Source organism: Pelomonas sp. Root1444, from assembly GCF_001426885.1.
In the GTDB taxonomy this organism is placed as follows: Bacteria; Pseudomonadota; Gammaproteobacteria; order Burkholderiales; family Burkholderiaceae_C; genus Pelomonas.
Map to the genome: position 1 here is coordinate 172,809 of NZ_LMFP01000029.1, position 20,180 is coordinate 192,988.

Below are 20,180 nucleotides of genomic sequence, written 5' to 3' on the forward strand. Positions count from 1 at the left end.
CGTGGTGTCGGTTAATTCCAACTGCCTGTCAACTCGTCCCGGGTGCTGACGCGCACCGCCGCGGCGCCTCAGCGCCGGAACTTGCCCGACTGGTCGACGATGGCCAGGTCCACGTAGTCCAGGCCGCTGTGGTCCTTGGCGTTGTAGCCGAGCTCGATGCCGCCCAGGTCGAAGCGGCCCATGTTCTCCAGCGCATCGCGCAGGCTCTGGCGCGTGGGCAGCTTGCCGGCGCGCTTCAGGCCTTCCACCAGCACCTTGGCCGACACATAGCCTTCGACAACCGTCGGCGTCAGCTCCATGCCGGCACCGCGGGCGGCGTCCAGCGCCTCTTTGATGAGGGGCTTGGCGATGGAACGCTCGTACGGGAACACCTGGCTGACGATGACGCCGTAGGCGATATCGCCCAGGTCCTTGATGAAGCCGGCCGACGCGTTGTTCGACAAGGTCACCAGCTGCGCCGTCGAGCCCGCCGCGCGCACCGCCTTCATGCCCTGCACGACGGCCGTGCCCGAGCCGATGAAGACCACGGCCTGCGGCTGCTTGGCCAGCAGCTTGGGCATCAGCGGCCCGAAGTCTGGCCTGGCGCGGTCGTACTTCTCGTGGGCCACGGCCGTCTTGTTGGTCTTGGCGAGGCCGGAGAACGCGCCCTGCACGGCGTCTTCGCCGAAGGTGTCGTCCACCTGCACGATGGCGATGCGCTCCACGCCGATCAGGCTCAGGTGCTCGATGGCCCGCTCGGCCTCGCGCTGGTAGGGCGCGCGCACGTTGAACAGCCACGGGTGCACGGGTTTGTGCAGCACCATCGCACCCGTCGAAGGCCCCACCAGCGGGATCTTGTGCTCCGTCAGCAGCGGCATGACGGCCTGCGTCAGCGGCGTGCCGCGGTTCAGGAAGAGGGCCATCACGCCCTGGTCGATCAACTGCTTGGCATTGGTGACCGCCAGCTTGGCGTCAAACTTGTCGTCCAGCGACACCAACGTGATCTTCTGGCCGTTGACGCCGCCGGTGGCGTTGACGATGTCGAAATACAGCTTCGCGCCCGAGGTCGCCTCTTTCACGCTGGCGGCGACCGTACCGGTGTGGCCCGCGGTCTGGCCGATGGTGATGTCGGCGTGGGCGGTGATGGGGCCGGCGAAGGCGGCGGCCGCGATCGCGGCGACGAGCAGGCGACGGGCCTGCTGCCGGAATGTGGTCATGCGTGGTCTCCAAGCTGCCCCTGACTGCGGCGGGCTCTGTGCGCTGGGCGCGACCTGCTCGCGGGAACGTCATTCAAGCACGCGCCAGGGGCAGGCAGATGACTGCCGCGCGACGGACATCGGCGACGCGTGGCGTTGGTCACATGCGTGAGCACCGGAAGTTCGCCCTGGCAGGCGCCCTTTCTTCCTTTGCCGCAGCAGTGGTGATGGGCGGCGCCGTAGGTCCGCCCCGCCGGCGTCAGCGGCCCGCAGGGCTCCCACGCCCGCGGGCCGCCCGGCTTACCTCGCCGTGACGGAGAAGTTCTTGGATCCGAAGTTCATGCCGCCCGACGAGGAGGTGATCTCGAACCCATACTGCACGTCGCCGACGACGAGGTCGCTGATCCAGCCCTGGTTCCTCAGGTAGTTGAGGATGGCCAGCACGTTGATGGTCGTGTTGTTCGTCTTCGTGGTGCGCAGGAAGGAATACACCATGTTGGCGCCGTTGTGGCCGCGGTAGACGTTCCAGGTCGCGCCGCCCACGTTCACGTTGGTGTACACGGGGATCGCGCAGCCCGACGCGTTCCAGTTGTAGGAGATGGGCTTGACGTTGCCGCAGCCGGCCGCGGTGCCGGTGTAGTTCAGCCACAGCATGATCTCGTGGGCGTTGTTGCCCACCCAGACGTCGAAGGTCGATGACCAGGCGCCGCCGCCCGGCGTCGTGGCGGAGATGGTGGACGACAGCGTGGACAGCGAGCTGATGGTGCGGTTGACCGTGTAGCCGATGTGCGGATAGGACTTGATGCCCCCGGTGTTGGGCTGATCGGACCAGACGCCCCAATCGGCATTCGAGTTGGCCCAGATGGTCTGCGGGCCGACGGCCACGCCGCCGCAGGGGCCCCAGACGTCGTTGTTGAAGTTGTAGCTGCCGTAGTTCCAGCTGGCGAACAGGTTGCTCGCCGAGCAGGAGGTCGTGGCGGGCGAGGAGGCGGCCCAGGTGGCGGCCTGCGCGCCGGAAGAGGCCAGCGCCATGGCGAAGACGGCGGCGCCCAACACGCGATGCAGTGATTTCATAGGTCTCCAGTTGTCGTTGATTGAAGAAATGCCCGCGACGGTGGCGATGTCAGCGTTGTCGGGCGAATTAATTCGAGCCGCGGACAATTTGTTCGACCATCGGGCTTACCCGTTTCTCTGTAACAGGCTGCTCGACGCGAAGGGCCATCGAAGGGGTTCCCCGAGTTCAGCTTGCCGGCCTCGCAGCCAGGAAACGCTCTCTCAGCACCCCGGCCGAATCCGTTCGCCACGCGGCGAACACGGCCGAGCCGTCGACCTGCTCCGCCAACGGCCTGAAGACCGCGCCCTGGATGCCCGCCCGCTGGAACGCCGCCGGCACGATGGACACGCCCATGCCCTGGGCCACCAGCGACACGACCGACAGCCAGTGCCGACCTTCGTGCTGCAGCCGCGGGTAGAAGCCGTGCTGGCGGCAGATCTCGACGATGCGCGCGTGATAGTCCGGCGAGCCCTTGCGGGAAAACAGGATGAAGGGCGGGTCGCTCAAGGCCGCCAATGGGATCTCCGCCAGCGCTGCCAGCGGATGGCCGGCCGGCAGGCAGGCGAGGAAGGGTTCCCTGTAGAGCGGCTGCGCCACCAGCGCGGGCGGCAGGCGGTCGGTGTGGACGAGGCCGAGGTCCAGGTCCTCCTGCAGCAACGCGTCGATCTGGTCCTGCGAGTTCAACTCCACAACGACGACCTCGACCCTGGGGTGGGCGGCCTGAAAGGCCTGCAGCCAGGCCGACAAACCGTTGAACAGCGTGGAGCCGACGAAGCCCAGCCGCAGCCGCCCGACCTCGCCCGCCTGCACTTCGCGGGCCAGGGCGCAGGCGTCCTCGGCGCGGTCCAGCAGGGCTTGCGCGCTGGCGCGGAAGGCGGCGCCCGCGGGCGTCAGGCGCACGCCCTTGCTGTCGCGGTCAAAGAGCCGGGCGCCGACGCTGGCCTCCAACTGCTGGATGGCCACCGACAGCGGCGGCTGCGAGATGGCCAGGCGCTGGGCCGCGCGGCCGTAGTGCAGTTCCTCGGCCAGGGCGAGGAAGTAGCGCAGGTGGCGGAACTCCAGCGAGCGGCTCGTGTTTTCGATAGGCATTGCGAATCGTCGAAGTCGTTTCTTGAATTGGACACGAATCGCAGCCGGGGGAATACTGGGCGCCATACGCGCCCTGCCGGCGCCCCGCATTGAAGAGGAGACCCGCCATGGCCCAAAAGGCAAGCTTTCACTGGGACGACCCGCTGCTGCTGAACGAGCAGCTCACCGACGACGAGCGCATGGTGCGCGACGCGGCGGCGGCCTACTGCCAGGACCGCCTCAAGCCCCGCATCATCGAGGCCTTCCGCAACGAGAAGACCGACGTGGGCATCTTCCGCGAGATGGGTGAGTTGGGCCTGCTGGGCCCGACCATCCCGGCCGAATACGGCGGCGCCGGCCTGAACTACGTCAGCTACGGCCTGATCGCCCGCGAGGTGGAACGCGTCGACTCGGGCTACCGCTCGATGATGAGCGTGCAGTCGTCGCTGGTCATGGTGCCCATCAACGAGTTCGGCAACGAGGCGACCAAGCGGAAGTACCTGCCCAAGCTGGCCAGCGGCGAATGGATAGGCTGCTTCGGCCTGACCGAGCCCAACCATGGCTCCGACCCCGGCTCCATGGTCACGCGCGCCCGCAAGGTGGCCGGCGGCTACGAGCTGACGGGCAGCAAGATGTGGATCACCAACAGCCCGATCGCCGACGTGTTCGTCGTCTGGGCCAAGGACGACGAGGGCGCCATTCGCGGCTTCGTGCTGGACAAGGGCACGCCGGGCCTGGGCGCGCCGGCCATCCACGGCAAGGTGGGGCTGCGCGCGTCCGTCACCGGCGAGATCGTCATGGACCGCGTGTTCTGCCCCGAGGAGAACGCCTTTCCCGACGTGCGCGGCCTCAAGGGTCCGTTCACCTGCCTGAACAGCGCGCGCTACGGCATCGCCTGGGGCGCGCTCGGCGCGGCGGAGGACTGCTGGCACACGGCGCGGCAGTACGTGCTGGACCGCCAGCAGTTCGGCAAGCCGCTGGCCGCCAACCAGCTGATCCAGAAGAAGCTGGCCGACATGCAGACCGAGATCACACTGGGCCTGCAGGGCTGCCTGCGCCTGGGCCGCATGAAGGACGAGGGCACGGCGGCGGTGGAGATCACGTCCATCATGAAGCGCAACAGCTGCGGCAAGAGCCTGGATATCGCCCGCATGGCGCGCGACATGCTCGGCGGCAACGGCATCTCCGACGAGTTCGGCATCGCGCGCCATCTGGTCAACCTGGAAGTGGTCAACACCTACGAGGGCACGCACGACATCCATGCGCTGATCCTGGGCCGGGCACAGACGGGCATCGCGGCGTTTTGATGACTTGAGACAGGGACAGCATGGCGAGGCATGCTCGCGGTCTTCCAAACCAGGAGACCGCCGATGACGACTCGCCGCCACGCCCTGCTTGCCGCCGCCACACTGCCTGCCGCGGCGGGCAGCGCCACCGCCCAGGCCGGCTGGCCGGGCGCCGACGAGATTGCCAGGCGCGTGGAAGAGGCACGCGCTGCCGAGACGGCTTTTGCGGCGGCCTTTGCCGCGCGCGATGTGGCGGGCTTCCGGCGCCTGCTGGCGCCCGACACCATCTGGATGGGCAAGGCGCCGCTGCACGGCCCCGATGCCGTCATGGCGGCCTGGAACGGCCTGCTCACTGCGCCCAAGCCGCCGTTCAGCTGGTCGCCCGACCTGGTGCTGGTGCTGCCCAGCGGCGACCTGGCCCGCACCACGGGCCCGGTGTTGGACCTCGAGGGCAAGGTGACGGCGCGCTTCCAGTCGATCTGGCGCCGCAAGCCGGCGGGAGGCTGGGAGATCGTGTTCGACTTCGGCACCGAGGTGTGCCACTGATCGTTCCTGCGCGGCTACTTGAACCGTTCGGCGCTGGTACGCAACTCTTGCAACGTCGGCAGTCCGCACGCCTTCCGGTCCGCGTCCGTCACGGCAGATTCATCGACGGCCGAAAGTTCCATCTTCCCCGTCTTTGCCGAACGCTCGAACTGCGTTCCATACCACTGCGGCTTGCCTGACCGAAGAAGCAACCTGTCCCAGGCGGAGCAGGTTGCTGCCTTGGGGCCTGGGCGCTCGGGGCGAAGCGCTGCAGCGATGTTGATCAGCGAGAAGGCCAGCTTGAAGTCCTCCGCCGTTTCGCCGTGATGAAAGACCGTCGCGGCGTTGAAGTAGTCCTCCGCGACGCGGACTTCGCCTTGCTCCAGCAACTGCATGACCTGGGTGCGGCGTTCAGCATCCCGACGGGCCAGCTTTTTGTCGTCGATGGCGTCGATCGGGCCGGCTCTGTCCTGCTGATCCGCGGCGGCGATCTCGCGAAGCTTGGAGTTGGGTTCGAGCGCTTGCGCGCCCGCGCCCAGCGTCGCCAGGACGATCAAGACGGCAAGGCGGCGCTTCCAAGGCTGATGGGGCATGCGTGTGTGGGCTATGGGTTGGGGAAGGTGAACTTCGTCATTTCCTGGTCAGCTGGATCTCGAACAGCGTTGGCCACAGCTTGCCGGTCACGAACAGCCGCTTCTTCTTCGCGTCGTAGGCAATGCCGTTGAGCACCGCGTCGGCGTTGGTGCGCTGGTTGGCCGGCAACAGGCCGCGCAGGTCGATCCAGCCCGTCACGCGGCCGGTCCTGGGGTCGATGCGGGCAATGCGGTCGGTCTGCCAGACGTTGGCCAGCACTTCGCCCTCCACCCATTCCAGCTCGTTGAGCTGGTCGACGGGTTGGCCATCTGCCGTCACGCGCACGCGGCGCAGTTCCTTGAAGGTCAGCGGGTCCAGGAAGCGCAGCTCGGCGGTGCCGTCGCTCATGATCAGCTCGCGCTCGTTGTGCGTCAGGCCCCAGCCCTCGCCGGGGTAGCTGAACTTGCGCCACAGCTTGAAGGTCTTGAGGTCCAGCACGAAGGCCGTGCCCTCCTGCCACGTGAGGCCGATGATGCGGTCGCCCCAGCGCGTGATGCCTTCACCGAACACCTCGGGCGGCAGCGCCACCTGCTGCACCACGCGGCCGGTCTCGATCTCGACCTTGCGGATGCTCGAGCGGCCGTGCAGGCCGGTGCCTTCGAACAGGAAACCGTCGTGGAAGAACAGGCCCTGCGTGAACGCGTCGGGGTCGTGCGGGTGGCTGCGCACGACTTTGAAGCCCTGCACCGGCGTGCCGGCCAAGGCCAGGGCCGCTGGCGCGACAGCGGCGCCTGCAAGCGCGGCCAGCAGCGCGCGGCGGCGTGGATGGAAGTTCGACGTCATGGGGCAGCCTGGAGATCGTTCGCTCACGCACCACCTAGCGACTTGAACAGCGCCGCCTGCCGCACCCATTGCTGCGCCCGCAGCTGGATGCGGTTCTGCTCGGCGTCCAGCCGCGCGCTCCTGGCCTGCAGCCAGTCGGCCCGGGCGATCGCGCCGGCCTCGTAGCGCAGCGTGGCCAGGCGTTCGTTCTCGACGGCTTCGCGCAGGCGGCCGTCGTTGGCAGCGAGCTGCTGGCGCAGGCGTTCGGCCTCGATGCGCTGGGCCTCGATGTCGGCCAGCGCCTTGTGGAGCGTGTCGCGCAGCGTCAGCGCGGCGGTGTCGAGTTCGGTGCGGGCGCCGTCGCGCTGCAGGGCCAGGCGTTGCCAGTCGATCGTCGGAATGACCAGGTTGGCGCCCAGCGAAGCCAGCGGCTGCGACAGCCAGTCGCGCGACTGGGAGCCGCCGGTGCTCAGGCCGGCATTGAAGCTCAGGCGCGGGTAGCGCTCGGCCTCGCTCACGCGCAGCCGGGCCAGTGCCGCGTCCACGCCGAAACGGTCGCGCTGCACGTCGGGCCGGCGGGCCAGCACCTCGGCGGGCTCGGCCAGGCGCCAGCGTGGCGGCTCGCTGGCGGGCAGGGCGGCTTCGGGCAACGGGCCCGGCAGCGGATCGTCCAGCAGCAGGGCCAGGCGCTGGCGTTGCAGCAGCGCGTCGGCGGCAAGGTCGGCCAGTCGGTTCTCGGCCGCCTGCACGGTGGCGGCGATCTTGTCGAGCTCGATGGGCAGCAGCTTGCCTTCGCGCACGCGGGCGCGGGTCAGCTCCAGCGTCTCGCGGGTCAACGCGAGCTGGGTTTCGGCCAGCGGCTGCCGGGCGCGAATGGCGGCCAAGGTCCAGTAGGCCTCGGCCACCTGGCTGCGGATGAGCAGCCGCGCGGCGGCAATGTCGGTGCGCGCGGCCTCGGCGTTGGCGCGCTGCGCGGCCTGGTTCTGCGCCAGGCGGTCCCACAGGTCGAGCTCGTAGCCCACGCCCACGTTGGCGCCGTAGCTGCGCGTCACGCCGGTGGAGGTGGTGACCGGGATGGTCACGCCGCCGACATCGACGTTGCGCGTGTTGCTTTCGGTCTCCAGCGGGCGGCTGGCGTTGGTGGACAGGCTGGCGCTGGGCATCCAGCGCAGTGCGCTCTGCTCGGCCAGCAGCTGCGCGCGCTTCCAGCGCTGCGCCGCCAGCGCGATGTCGCGGTTGGTCTGCAGCGCGCGGTCCTGCAGCGCGGCGAGCGTCGGGTCCAGCAGGCCGGCCCAGTCCGGCGTGGCGTCGCCGCTGGCCAGGCTCCATGCGGCGGGCACGGGCACGTCGGGCGCCCGGGCCGTGGGCCCCAGCGCGCAGCCGGCCAGCAGCAGGGCCGAGGCCAGCGCCATCGAAGTCAGTCTTGTTTTCATCTTGTTCATTCCCGAGCGAGCGCGTCCACCGGGCTCAGCGCCGCAGCGCGCCGCGCGGGCAGCGTGCCGAACACCAGGCCCACCAGGCTAGACACCGCGAATGCCACGCCCAGCGCTGCCCAGCTGACGACCACTTCGACCTCCTTCTGCGCCGCATTCAAGCCCTGCGCGGCCAGCCAGCTCAGGCCCACGCCCACGAGCCCGCCCAGGCAGCAGAGGACGACCGCCTCGATCAGGAACTGCAATCGCACGTCGCCCTGGCGCGCGCCCACCGCCATGCGGATGCCGATCTCGCGCGTGCGCTCGGACACCGACACCAGCATGATGTTCATGACGCCCACGCCGCCCACCAGCAGCGAGATGGCGCCCACGCCGGCAAACACGGCGGCCAGCGCGCCGGTGATCTGCTGGAACTTGCGGAACTCCTCTTCGGCGTTGAAGCTGCTGAAGTCCTCGCGGCCGTGCAAGGCCTTCAGGCGGTGGACGATGTGCTCGCGCACCTGCTGCGGCGGCACGCGGGTGTCCAGCTGCACGTCGAAGCTCCAGATGTCGGCGCGGGCGTCAAGCTTGCGGGCAAACGTCGTGTTGGGCAGGTAGAGCTGGCTCATGCCGCCGCTGAAGCTGATGGCGCCGCCGTCCGCGGCGGCGACACCGATGACCGTGAAGGGCAGGGCGGCCGAGGGCGGCGGCGGCATCTGCCCGGCGAACTGGCTGCCGCCGAGCTGCAGCAGCACCACCTGGCCGAGCGCCGACTGGCCCTTCTTGAATAAGGCGTCGCGCGCCTTCTCGTCCAGCACCAGCACCTGGCTGTGGGCCTCGAAGTCCATCACGCTGAAGTAGCGGCCCTGCACGAGCTTGAGCTTGCGCGCCTTCAGCGTGCTGGCGTCGCCGGCGACGGCCTGCACGGTCGCGTCGCGCGAGCGGTGCTGGGCCGTCAGCTGCATCTGCCGGTTCAGCGTGATGCTGCGCACACCGTCCAGCGCGCGCAGCGAGTCGATCTCGTTGGGCCGGAAGGGCTTGGGCGACACGCCCGGCGGCAGCGACGGGTTGCCGGCCCAGACCGGGATGCGGCCGGACATCATGCTGGCGACGTTGCTCTCGATGGAGGAGCGCGCCGCCGTCGTCAGCGCGACGATGCTGACCACCGATGCGATGCCGATGCTGATGCCCAGCATCGACAGCGCCGTGCGCAGCCGGTTGCTGCGCAGCGCCAGCAGCGCCGTGGCAACGGCCTCGCGCCATTGCACGACCCAGCGGCCCAGCCAGCCGCCCTGCTTGACCGGCGGTGCGTCGCTGGGCAGCTCGGCGGGTGGCACATGGCCGGCGGGCGTGCCGTTGTCGGCCACGACCTTGCCGTCCTTCAGCTCGATGACGCGGCGCGCATGCGCGGCCACGGCGGCATCGTGCGTGACCAGGATGATGGTGTGGCCGCGCTCGTTCAGCTCCTTCAGCAGCCGCAGCATCTCGGCGCCCGAGGCCGAGTCCAGCGCGCCGGTGGGCTCGTCGGCCAGGATGATCTGGCCACCGTTCATCAGCGCGCGCGCGATGGACACGCGCTGCTGCTGGCCGCCCGACAACTCGTTGGGCCGGTGATGCAGCCGCTCGCCCAGGCCCAGGCGCTCCAGCAGCGCGCGGGCGCGCTCGCCGCGCGGGCCGACCCCCACGCCGGCATAGACGGCCGGCAGCGCCGCGTTGCCGCGCGCATCCAGGTGCGGCAGCAGGTGGTAGCGCTGGAAGATGAAACCGAAGCGCTCGCGTCGCAGCGCGGCCAGCTCGTCGGGGCCCAGCGTGCCGGCGTCGGTGCCGCCGATGAGGAAACGGCCGCTGGTCGGGTTGTCCAGGCAGCCCAGCACGTTCATCAGCGTACTCTTGCCCGAGCCCGACTGGCCCATGATGGCGACGAACTCGCCGGCCTCGATGGCCAGGCTCACGCCGTCGAGGGCAGGGACGTCGATCTCGCCGAGCTGGTAGTGGCGGGCGACGTTGTGGAGTTCGATCAGAGGCATGGTTTGGCCTACGGCTGCATTGGGTTGTCGCCAAGGCCCAGCGGGGATTTCGCCCGGCCTGGCCACCAAGCCAAAGCTGCCAAGTCCGCCACTCATCAGCTGCTAGCCGCTGACGCCGCCGCATCCGCCGCACTCGGCGGTGCCAGCAGCACCTTCTCACCGGCCTTCAGCCCTTCGACGACCTGGACCTTGGCGCCGTCCTGCAGCCCCACCTTCACCTGCCTGGGCACTTGCTTGTTCGCGGTGTTCAGCACCTGCACGGTGAAGCGGCCGTCCTTGCCGCGCTCGCCCAGCGCGACGATGGGGATGGCCGGCACCTGGGCGACGGCGCCGGTCTCGATGTCGACCTGCACCGTCATGTCGCTGAACAGCGCGCGGTCGCGGTTGTCCACGTCGAACAGCACGTTGTAGAACACTGCGTTGCCTGCGCGCTCGGGCACCGGCTGGATGACGCGCAGCTTGCCTTCGTAGCGCTTGCCCTCGCCGGACAGCGTCGAGAAGCGGGCCGTCTGGCCCAGCCGGATGGACTGGATGTCGGCCTCGGGCACCTTGGCGCGCACGGTGATGGTGTCGAGGTCGGCCAGCGTCAGCATGACCGGCGTGACCTGCACGGCAATGACCGTCTGGCCGGCCTGCACCGGCAGGTTGACGACGGTGCCGTCCATGGGCGCCGTGATGCGCGTGTACGAGAGCCGCAGCTTGCGATTGTCGAGGTCGGCCTCGAAGCGCGCGACGGTGGCGGCCTGGCCGCGTAGCGCGGCTTCGATCTTGGCGAGGTCCGTCTCGGCCTTCTCGGCCTCGATGGCGGCGGTGGCCTGGCCGCTCAGCAGCCGGCGCTGGCGCGCGACCTCGCGGCGTGCGGCCTCGGCGTCGACCTTGCTGCTGTCCAACTGGGCGCGGGCCTGCGCCAGCGCGGCCTCGGCCTGGGCGACGTCGCTGCGCGCGAGTTCAGGGTCCAGGCTGACGAGCAGTTCGCCCTTCTTGACCTGCTGGCCGAGCTGCACGTGCAGCGTCTGGATCTGGCCGCTGACCTGGGCGCCGACGTCGACCTTGGTCTTGGCCTGCAGCACGCCGGCGGCCTGCACGGCCTGCGTGATGTCGGTCAGCGCGACGACGCCGGTGGGCGGCGGCGGGGGCGGGGGCGGCTGGTGTGTGACCCGCCAGGCGATGCCGGCTGCGGCAAGCACGGCGACGACGATCAGGCGCACGCGCCAGCGTTTCAGAAATGAGGCTTTCATGTCCCTCCCAGGACTCGCGGGGTCTGCGCCCCGGTGACGGGCTACGGCGCGGTGGTTCGTTATCGCTCAAAAAGGGTAACAGCCAGGCCGCAGCTGGCGGCCTGTTCGGGCGCATCGTCTTGAGTGAAGCCTGGGTTGGCGAAAGTCATGCGAGGGTCAGGGCTTGCCATCACGTCCGGCTTCAACGGCTGTGCGACGTCAGCCGCGCCAGTGGCGAGGCCGTGCTGATGCCCGGCGCCGTGGTGCGGGTGGACTTGCTCTCGTCATCCTCGCCGCCCGACAGCGCGGCGATGCTGTCGGGATTGCGGCGCATCGCCACGCCCACCGCCAGGATGTCGATGACCAGCAGGTGCAGGATGCGGCTGACCATCGGCAGGTGCGTCGCGATGTCCTCGATGTGGTCGACGATCAGCGTCACGTCGGCCTTCTTCGCCAGCGGGCTCTGGCTGGCCGTGATGGCAACGACCTTGGCGCCGCGCTCCTGCGCCTTCTCGACGACGGCGAGCAGCTCGGGCAGCCGCCCGCCGCTGCTGATGACGACGGCCACGTCGCCCTCGCGCAGCACGTCGGCCGCGAGCAGCTGCAGGCGTGGGTCGGTGTAGGCGCCGCAGGGCATGCCGAAGCGCAGGAACTTGAACTGCGCATCCTGCGCGACGACACCGTACTGGCCCAGCGCAAAGAACTCGATGCGGCCGGCCGAGAGCAGCATGTCGATGGCGCGGTCGATGGTGTCGCGGTTCAGGTGGCTGCGCACCTGCAGGATGGCGCTGGCGGTGTTGCCCAGCACCTTGGCGCCCAGCTCCAGCATGGAGTCGTTGGTGTTGACCTGCGTGTGCGTCACCGGCACGGTGCCCGTCAGGCCCGAGGCCAGGCGCAGCTTGAAGTCGGACAGGCCCTCGCAGCCGAGGGACCGGCAGAAGCGGATGACGGTCGGCTGGCTGACGCCGGCGGCGCGCGCGATCTCCGCGATGGGGTCGTTCAGCACCGAGCGCGGCTGGGCCAGCACCAGGTCGGCCACGCGCAGCTCGGCGGGCGACAGCTCGCTGCGGGCGCGGCGGATCTGGCCGAGGATGGCCGAGCCGGGCGAGGCCTGCAGGTTGCGCAGCTGGTTCTCAAGGATGGCCGACGCGCCCTTGAACGTGGCGTTCTCGGCGGTGATGACGAAGGTCGGGATGGCCGACACGTAGTCGCGGAAGCGCCCCTTGTCCTCGAAGCGTTCGCGAAAGGGGCTGCGGTCGAAGTATTCGCCCAGCCGCGGCACGATGCCGCCGCCGATGTAGATGCCGCCCAGCGAGCCCAGCGTCACCGCCAGGTTGGCCGCCGCCGTGCCCAGCAGGCCGCAGAACACCTCCAGCGTCTCCAGGCACAGCGCGTCGCCGTCGTCCAGCGCGCGCTGCGTGATGGCGGGTGCCTGCAGCGGCTCGGCGCCGGCCACGCCGTGGCGGTCGGCCAGCGCGCGGTAGATCAGCTCGAGGCCGGGGCCGGAGATCAGGCGCTCGTAGGACACGTGATTGGAGGCAGGGTCCAGCTTCTTCCACGCGAACTTCAGGATGTCCATCTCGCGCTCGTCGCGTGGCCCGAAATTGACGTGGCCGCCCTCGGTGCCGAGCGCGATCCAGCCTTCGCCGGCGGGGATCAGGCCCGACACGCCCAGGCCCGTGCCCGCGCCCAGCAGGCCGATGACGCTGGGCCGGCGCGCCTGGCCGCCGCCCACCTGACGCACGTCCACATCGGCCAGCCGCGGCAGCGCCATGGCCAGGGCGGTGAAGTCGTTGACGACGACCAGCGTGTCCAGCCCCAGCCGCTGGCGCATCTCGTCGATGGAGAACTGCCAGTGGTAGTTGGTCATGCGCACCCGGTCGCCTTCCACCGGGTTGGCGATGGCGATGGCTGCGTGGGCGATCTGCTGCGGGCTGCCGTCCTGCCAGCTCAAGGACTGCAGGTAGGCGCGCACGGCGGCATGGAAGTCGGCATGGTCGGCGCAGCGCAGCGAGGCCGTTTGCGTGAAATCACCGGGCCCGGTTTCCAGCGTGAAGCGGGCATAGGTGCCGCCGATATCGGCAAGCAGTCGGGGGCTGTCGAAACGGGGCATGGTGGGAGTTTGGGAAAACCGGGTCTGAAAACGAATCGCGATTATTCAGCAGTCGTGCGGGCGCCTCGCGCGGGGTCTCGTGGCTGTAGCTTCACTACAGGGCTGTCCGGGCTGATTTGCCACCTGTGAACGCGGTTGCCGAAGCGAATTCCGGCGCGCCTCCTGCGCAGACGAAGGCTGGTCTGGGTGAGCGTGTATTGTGAATTCCATGTAGTTTTGCTACCGTCCGCCGCGACCGTAATTTCAACTTTTCCATCCCGTGTCCTCAGCAGCCTGCGCCCCGAATTTCCATTCCCTTTCTGCCATCTCGCCGGGGTGCCGGGCATGAGCGCCGCTTATCCCTGGCTGGTTGCCGACGTCGGCGGCACCAACGCGCGCTTCGGTACCGTCGCCGGCCCGGGTGCGCCGGTCGAGGATGTGCGCGTGCTGCCGGTGGCTGCGCATGCCGGGCCTGCCGCTGCTGTCCGCGCCTATCTGGCTGCACAGGAGGCGGGCAAGCCCGCGCCGCGCAGTGCCGCCTTCGCGCTGGCGACAGCACTGGACGGCGACCGCATCGAGCTCACCAACGGCGCCTGGAACTTCTCGCGCGCCGGCACGCAGCAGGAACTCGGCCTGCAGACGCTGCTGTGCCTGAACGACTTCGAGGCGCAGGCGCTGTCGCTGCCGCGGCTCAGGGGGCACCAGCTGCGCGCCTGGGGCGAGGCGCCGCCAGCAGCCGAGGCGGTTGCCACCGGCACCGTGATGGCCGTCATCGGCCCGGGCACCGGCCTGGGCGTCGGTGGCGTCGTGCGGGCGCCGGGGCGCTGGCTGGCGCTGCCGGGCGAGGGTGGCCACGTCACGCTGGCGCCCGCAGATGACTTCGAGAGCGCCGTGCTGAGCCAGGCGCGCCGCGAGTTCCCGCATGTGTCGGCCGAGCGCTTCCTGTCGGGCATCGGCATGCCGGTGTTGTGCCGCGCCGTGGCCGCGGTGCTCGCCGGATCAGGTCGGGGCGAGGACGTCGCCGCGTTGTCGACCGAGCAGATCGTCGCGCACGGGCTGTCCGGCGAATCCGCGGCTTGCTCCCGCACGCTGGATGTCTTCTGCGCCATGCTGGGCGGCTTCGCCGGCAACGTCGCGCTGACGCTGGGTTCCCGCGGCGGCGTCTTCATCGGCGGCGGCATCGTGCCGCGCCTGGGCGAGCGTTTTTTCCAGTCGGAGTTCCGCCGCCGCTTCGAGGCCAAGGGCCGCTTCCAGTCCTTCCTAGCGGGCATACCGACCGCCCTGATCACCGACACGCTGGCTGCGCTGTCAGGCGCCTCGATGGCGCTGGAGCAGGCCGACGCCTGACCCGCGGCGGGCCGGCCCCGCCGCGTTGACGCATCCCCCGCAAGCACCGCAAGCGCCCGCCGGCCTTGCGGTGCTTTGCCATGGGCGCCGGTTCCTTGCGCCGCAGATGTGGCGCTGACCCCCGCGGCACCACGCGTGCGGCATGGGGCCTGGGCCTCAGTTCGTTGCGGCGTTGTTGTGACTTGTAGTTGAGCTACACATTCCAAGAAAACCGCTTGAACCATTCGGGCGGATCTGAAGCCACACAGCGAAATGCATGCGCGTTTACCCGCGGTATCTGGTTGAAATCGGGTCGTTTTGATGCAACTCTAGGGTTTACGCAGGTGCGGCTCAAAATCTAGTTTTGATACAAACCTGCTCCGAGACGTTGGGTTCTCACCCATCTGCGTGCGCCGCCGGCCCCGGCGCGCGTGGCGGTCCAGCGGTTATCCATAAACAGGAGACATTCATGACCCACCACACAGACCAGCGCGGCGCCCATGCCACCGCGTCCTTCCGCATCAGCCCGGTGGCCGTCGGCTGCACGCTGCTGATCGCCGCCGCGGCGGCCACGGCACAGACGTCGCCCCAACAGCTCGAAACGGTGACGGTCACCGGCATCCGTAAGGGCATCGAGGCCGCGATCTCGGTCAAGCGCAACAGCGACTCCATCGTGGAGGCCATCTCGGCCGAGGACATCGGCAAGCTGCCCGACTCGTCCATTGCCGAATCCATCGCCCGCCTGCCCGGCCTGACGGCGCAGCGCGTCAACGGCCGCGCGCAGGAAGTGCAGATCCGCGGCCTGGCCGGGCAGTTCGCGACCACGCTGCTGAATGGGCGTGAGCAGGTCAGCACCGGTGACAACCGCTCAGCCGAGTTCGACCAGTACCCCTCTGAGCTTCTGAGCGGCGTGACCGTCTACAAGACGCCCGACGCGGCGCTGGTGGGCCAGGGCCTGTCAGGCACCATCGACCTGCAGACGGTGCGCCCGCTGAACTTCGCCGGCCGCACGATGGCCGTCAACCTGCGGGGCGAGAAGAACTCGCTCGGCCGCCTGAACCCGGGCGCCGCCAGCGACAAGGGCAGCCGCTTCAGCTTCTCGTACATCGACCAGTTCGCCGACCGCACCGTGGGCATCGCGCTGGGCTATGCGCGGCTAGATTCGCCCAACCAGAACAACTACTTCCGCAACTGGGGCTATCCGAGCTTCACGGGCACGTTCAACGGCACCAACTATGTCGACGTCCGCGTGCCGGGCGGCGTGCAGCTGCGCAACGAATCGGCCACGCAAAAGCGCAACGGCCTGATGGGCGTGCTGCAGTGGAAGCCCTCCAAGAACTTCGAGACGCTGGTCGACGTCTACCACTCGACCTACGAGCGCAATGCCATCCAGCGCGGTTTCGAGGCCGGCCTGGCCTGGGGTGCGCAGGGCCTGAACAACCCGGTCGTGGAAGGTGGCACCACCAACGGCAACACCATCACGGGCGGCGTGCTGACCAAGGGTGACTACATCGGCGTCAAGCCGGTGCTGCGCCATGACCTGAACGACCGCGATGACACGATCTCGGCGGTAGGCTGGAACAGCAAGCTGGTCATCAGCCCGGCGCTGACTCTGGTGGGCGACCTGAGCTGGTCCAAGGCCAAGCGCGAGGAATCCATCTTGGAGCTGTACGCCGGCACGGGCCCTGGCGGCCAGGGCGCAACCGACACGTTCAAGGTCGTGCTGCCCGTCGGCGGTGGCTTGCCGAGCATCACCGCCGGCCTGAACTACGCCGACCCGGCGCTGATCAAGCTGGTGGACTCGGGCGGCTGGGGCCAGGCGGGTTACCTGAAGGATCCGAAGGTCGACGACGAGATCAAGTCCGCCCGCCTGTCGGCCAAGGTCACCCAGGAGTTGGCTTTCTTCAGCGGCGGCGAGGTCGGCCTGAACTTCACGCAGCGCGAGAAGTCGCGCAACGTGCCGGAGTGGTTCCTGGACCTCAAGACGTCACCAACGACCATCCCGGCCGGCATGCTGCTGGCGCCCAACAGCCTGGGCTACGTGGGCCTGGGCAACTTCATCTCGTACGACGGCCGCGCCGCGGCGGCGCAGTTCTACAACCTGCGTCCCAACCTCGGCAACAAAGACATCATCAACAAGGACTGGACGGTCAAGGAAGACATCACGACCGCCTTTGTCAGGGCCGACATCGACGGCGAGCTGATGGGCCTGCCGCTGCGTGGCAACGTGGGTGTGCAGGCGGTGCATGCGGACCAGAGGTCCAACGCCTTCAACATCCAAGGCGCCACGACGAGTCCATCCACCTACGGCACCAAGTACACCGACTGGCTGCCCAGCCTGAACCTGACATGGCAGGTGGCCGCCAACCAGAACCTGCGCTTCGGCCTCGCCCGCCAGATCACGCGCCCGCGCATGGACGACATGCGCTCCACCAACACCTACAGCGTCGACCTGACGAAGCTCAACGACAAGGGCGATATCGGCGAATGGAAGGGCGATGGCGGCAACCCGGCGCTCAAGCCCTGGAAGGCCGATGCGGTGGATCTGTCGTACGAGTTCTACTTCGGCAACAAGGGCTACGTCTCCGTCGCGGCCTATTACAAGGACTTGAAGACCTACATCTACAAGCAGAAGGTCAACATCAACTTCGTCGAGCGCTTCGGCAACCCGACGGTGACGAGCGGCATCACGCCGACCTCGCCGAACGGCCTGTTCGAGACCCAGGCCAACGGCACGGGCGGCTCCATGTCCGGCGCCGAGCTGGCGGTGTCGCTGCCGCTGCAGATGGTGAGCAATGTGCTCGACGGCTTCGGCGTGCAGCTGAGCTATGCCTACGTGGACAGCAAGATCTCGCCGTTCGGCCCGGGCGACTCGCGCCCGCTGCCCGGCTTGTCCCCCAACACCTACAACCTGACGGCCTACTACGAGAAGTATGGTTTCTCGGCGCGTGTCAGCACGCGCATCCGCGACGGCTTCGTCGGCGAGGTGACGGGCTTCGGCGCCGATCGGGCCTTCGAGTACGTCAAGAAGGAGAAGGTCACCGACCTGCAGCTGGGCTATGAGTTCCAGAGCGGCGCGGCCAAGGGCCTGTCGCTGCTGTTCCAGGTCAACAACCTGGGCAACGAGCCTTATGTCGAGTACTACAACAACGACATCACGCAGACCAAGCAGTACACCAAGTACGGCAAGACCTACCTGTTCGGCGTGAACTACAAGTTCTGACCCTCACCTGAGGCCTGCGCGACGACCCTTGCCGGAGTGATCCGGCAGGGGTCTTTGACATCGTGGCGGGCGTGCCAACATGGCGCGCCCGTCTCAGCTCATCGTTTGCCATGTCACTGCTCCAAGACATCGTCATCGTCGGCGGCGGCACTGCCGGCTGGATGACCGCCGCCGCCTTGTCCACGGTGCTGCGTGGGCGCTACCGCATCCGCGTCGTCGAGTCCGACGAGATCGGCACCGTCGGCGTGGGCGAGGCCACCATCCCGATGATCCAGCGCTTCAACCGGGTGGTCGGCATCGATGAGAACGAGTTCCTGCGCGAGACCGGCGGCACCTTCAAGCTGGGCATCGAGTTCGTCGACTGGGGCCGCGTGGGTGACCGCTACATGCACGGCTTCGGCCGGCTGGGGCAGGACCTGTGGAGCGTGCCCTTCGAGCAGTACTGGCATCGCATGCGGGCGCTGGGCCGGGCGCAGCCGCTGGAGCAGTACTGCATCACGCGCATGGCGGCCAAGGCGAACAAGTTCATGCCGCCGCGCACCGACTTCGGCAACTCGCCGCTGGCCGACATCGCCTATGCCTACCACTTCGACGCCCACCTGTACGCGCGCTACCTGCGCGGCCTCAGCGAGGCGCGCGGCGTGCTGCGCACCGAAGGCCGGATCACCCACGCCACCCGGCGCGGGGAGGGCGCGCATGCGGGCCATGTCGACGCCGTCGTGCTCGAAAGCGGCGAGCGCATCGCCGGCGAGCTGTTCATCGACTGCTCGGGCTTTCGCGGCCTGCTGATCGAGCAGACGCTGCAGACTGGCTTCGAGGACTGGACGCACTGGCTGCCCTGCGACCGCGCGCTCGCCGTGCCGTCTGAATCGGTGAAACCGCTGACGCCCTACACCCGCTCCACCGCGCACCGCGCGGGCTGGCAATGGCGCATCCCGCTGCAGCACCGCATCGGCAACGGCCATGTGTATTGCAGCGCGCACGTCAGCGACGACGAAGCCGCGGCCACGCTGCTGGCGCACCTCGATGGCAAGCCGCTCGCCGACCCGCGGCCCATCCGCTTTCGCACCGGCATGCGCCGCCTGGCATGGAACGAGAACGTCATCGCCATCGGCCTGGCCGGTGGCTTCCTGGAGCCGCTGGAATCCACATCGATCCACCTGATCCAGCAGGCGGTCCAGCAACTCCTCGACTTCTTTCCCGACCGCGGCTTCAGCGCGCCCGACATCGCAGAGTTCAACCGCCACAGCCGCTTCCACTGGGAGCGCATCCGCGACTTCATCATCCTGCACTACCACCTGAACCAGCGCGACGACTCGGCGTTCTGGCAGGCCTGCGCGCACATGACCGTGCCCGACACGCTGCGCGAGAAACTGGACCTCTATCGCAGCCATGGCCGCATCGTGCGCCGTGACAACGAGTTGTTCTCGGAGGTCGGTTGGATCCAGGTCATGGAAGGACAGAACCTCACGCCACTGCGCCACCATCCACTGGCAGAGCTGCGCGACGAGCCGGACACGGTCGAGTACCTGGAAGGCGTGCGCGAGGTCGTGGCCAAGTGCGTGGCTTTCATGCCGGACCACGCCGCCTACGTCGCCGAGCATTGCGCCGCCAAGCCAGCGCCGCATCCGGCATGAAGATCCTCATCACCGGCCTGAACGGCACGCTGGCGCCGCGCCTGGCCGAGGCCGCGCGGGCGGCGGGCCACGAAGTCATCGGCTGGGACCGCGCTGCGGTGGACATCGACAACGAAGCGCTGTCCGCGGCCTGGCTGTCGGCGCAGTCGGTCGACGCCATCGCGCACCTGGGCATGGCCTCGGCGCGCTTTGCCGGCTGGCTGGCCTCGCGCTGCCCGAACTTCCTGTTCACCAGCACAGTCATGGTCTTCGACCACCAGCCCGACGGCCCGCATGACGTGGGCGACACGCGCAACGCCAGGGACGACTACGGCCGCTACAAGGCGGCTTGCGAGGACGCCGTGCTGCTGGCCAACGCGCGGCCCGTCATCGCGCGCATCGGCTGGCAGATCGACGAAACCCGGCCGGGCAACAACATGCTGTTGACGCTGGACGACTGGCAAAAGCGCGACGGCCGCGTGGCGGCCAGCAGCGCCTGGACGCCGGCCTGCTCCTTCATGACGGACACCGCCACGGCGTTGCTGGGCCTGCTCGAGCGGCCGCTGCCCGGCGTGCACCACCTGGACAGCAATGCCGAGGAGGCCTGGCGCTTCGACGAAGTGGCGCGCGCATTGGCGCGCAAGTTCCAGCGTGACTGGCGCGTGGAGCCGAACGAGGACTACCGCCACGACCAGCGCCTCGTCGGCGGGCCCAGCGGGCTGCCGCCGCTGTCCGCCCGACTGGCGCGATAGCCACGGGCCTGA

General features: G+C 68.8%; 15 protein-coding genes. 6 read left to right on the forward strand and 9 right to left on the reverse strand.

Features of this window, described 5'->3' with window-relative positions:
* Positions 1 to 68: 68 nt before the first annotated feature.
* From ASD35_RS24745 to ASD35_RS24755, 3 genes are all read right to left on the reverse strand, one after another.
* Positions 69 to 1,196 carry an ABC transporter substrate-binding protein gene (locus tag ASD35_RS24745; protein ID WP_056877629.1) on the reverse strand — a complete coding sequence of 376 codons (1,128 nt, stop codon included), beginning with the start codon at positions 1,194 to 1,196 and terminating at the stop codon, positions 69 to 71.
* Positions 1,197 to 1,475: 279 nt separating this feature from the next.
* Positions 1,476 to 2,249 carry a glycosyl hydrolase gene (locus ASD35_RS24750; protein ID WP_056877630.1) on the reverse strand — a complete coding sequence of 258 codons (774 nt, stop codon included), beginning with the start codon at positions 2,247 to 2,249 and terminating at the stop codon, positions 1,476 to 1,478.
* 166 nt (positions 2,250 to 2,415) lie between these two features.
* Positions 2,416 to 3,291, reverse strand: a complete 876-nt coding sequence (locus ASD35_RS24755; RefSeq protein ID WP_056877674.1) for a LysR family transcriptional regulator — start codon at positions 3,289 to 3,291, stop codon at positions 2,416 to 2,418.
* 134 nt (positions 3,292 to 3,425) lie between these two features.
* On the opposite strand from ASD35_RS24755, the gene ASD35_RS24760 reads away from it, so the two are divergent.
* A complete protein-coding gene (locus tag ASD35_RS24760) occupies positions 3,426 to 4,604 on the forward strand; it encodes an acyl-CoA dehydrogenase (RefSeq protein ID WP_056877631.1) in 1,179 nt (392 codons plus the stop codon).
* A 63-nt stretch (positions 4,605 to 4,667) separates the two neighbouring features.
* Positions 4,668 to 5,129 carry a DUF4440 domain-containing protein gene (locus tag ASD35_RS24765; protein WP_056877632.1) on the forward strand — a complete coding sequence of 154 codons (462 nt, stop codon included), beginning with the start codon at positions 4,668 to 4,670 and terminating at the stop codon, positions 5,127 to 5,129.
* 14 nt (positions 5,130 to 5,143) lie between these two features.
* Here the strand turns inward: ASD35_RS24765 and ASD35_RS24770 are convergent, their stop codons facing one another.
* The 6 genes from ASD35_RS24770 to ASD35_RS24795 form a co-directional block, all read right to left on the reverse strand.
* Positions 5,144 to 5,701, reverse strand: a complete 558-nt coding sequence (locus ASD35_RS24770; RefSeq protein ID WP_056877633.1) for a hypothetical protein — start codon at positions 5,699 to 5,701, stop codon at positions 5,144 to 5,146.
* Positions 5,702 to 5,738: 37 nt separating this feature from the next.
* Positions 5,739 to 6,524, reverse strand: coding sequence for a glutaminyl-peptide cyclotransferase (locus ASD35_RS24775; protein ID WP_056877634.1), 786 nt, complete (start codon positions 6,522 to 6,524; stop codon positions 5,739 to 5,741).
* A gap of 23 nt (positions 6,525 to 6,547) precedes the next feature.
* Complete coding sequence (locus ASD35_RS24780) at positions 6,548 to 7,936, reverse strand: TolC family protein (RefSeq protein ID WP_162254515.1); 1,389 nt, start codon at positions 7,934 to 7,936, stop codon at positions 6,548 to 6,550.
* 5 nt (positions 7,937 to 7,941) lie between these two features.
* On the reverse strand, positions 7,942 to 9,942 hold the full coding sequence (locus tag ASD35_RS24785) for an ATP-binding cassette domain-containing protein (protein ID WP_056877636.1): 2,001 nt from the start codon (positions 9,940 to 9,942) through the stop codon (positions 7,942 to 7,944).
* 95 nt (positions 9,943 to 10,037) lie between these two features.
* Positions 10,038 to 11,180 (reverse strand): efflux RND transporter periplasmic adaptor subunit, encoded by a 1,143-nt coding sequence (locus ASD35_RS24790; RefSeq protein ID WP_056877637.1) that lies wholly within the window; start codon positions 11,178 to 11,180, stop codon positions 10,038 to 10,040.
* A 181-nt stretch (positions 11,181 to 11,361) separates the two neighbouring features.
* Positions 11,362 to 13,272 (reverse strand): glucokinase, encoded by a 1,911-nt coding sequence (locus ASD35_RS24795; RefSeq protein ID WP_056877638.1) that lies wholly within the window; start codon positions 13,270 to 13,272, stop codon positions 11,362 to 11,364.
* A gap of 324 nt (positions 13,273 to 13,596) precedes the next feature.
* Here ASD35_RS24795 and glk point away from each other — a divergent pair, with 324 nt between their 5' ends.
* The 4 genes from glk (at position 13,597) to ASD35_RS24815 (ending at position 20,168) form a co-directional block, all read left to right on the forward strand.
* Positions 13,597 to 14,598, forward strand: a complete 1,002-nt coding sequence (gene glk / locus ASD35_RS24800) for a glucokinase (protein WP_056877639.1) — start codon at positions 13,597 to 13,599, stop codon at positions 14,596 to 14,598.
* A gap of 448 nt (positions 14,599 to 15,046) precedes the next feature.
* On the forward strand, positions 15,047 to 17,800 hold the full coding sequence (locus ASD35_RS24805; RefSeq protein ID WP_056877640.1) for a TonB-dependent receptor: 2,754 nt from the start codon (positions 15,047 to 15,049) through the stop codon (positions 17,798 to 17,800).
* A gap of 110 nt (positions 17,801 to 17,910) precedes the next feature.
* The gene (locus tag ASD35_RS24810; RefSeq protein WP_056877641.1) at positions 17,911 to 19,437 is read left to right on the forward strand and encodes a tryptophan halogenase family protein; all 1,527 of its coding nucleotides are present in this window, start codon (positions 17,911 to 17,913) and stop codon (positions 19,435 to 19,437) included.
* The gene (locus tag ASD35_RS24815) at positions 19,434 to 20,168 is read left to right on the forward strand and encodes a sugar nucleotide-binding protein (protein WP_157275761.1); all 735 of its coding nucleotides are present in this window, start codon (positions 19,434 to 19,436) and stop codon (positions 20,166 to 20,168) included. Before ASD35_RS24810 ends, ASD35_RS24815 begins: the two co-directional genes overlap by 4 nt.
* The last annotated feature ends 12 nt before the right edge of the window (positions 20,169 to 20,180 follow it).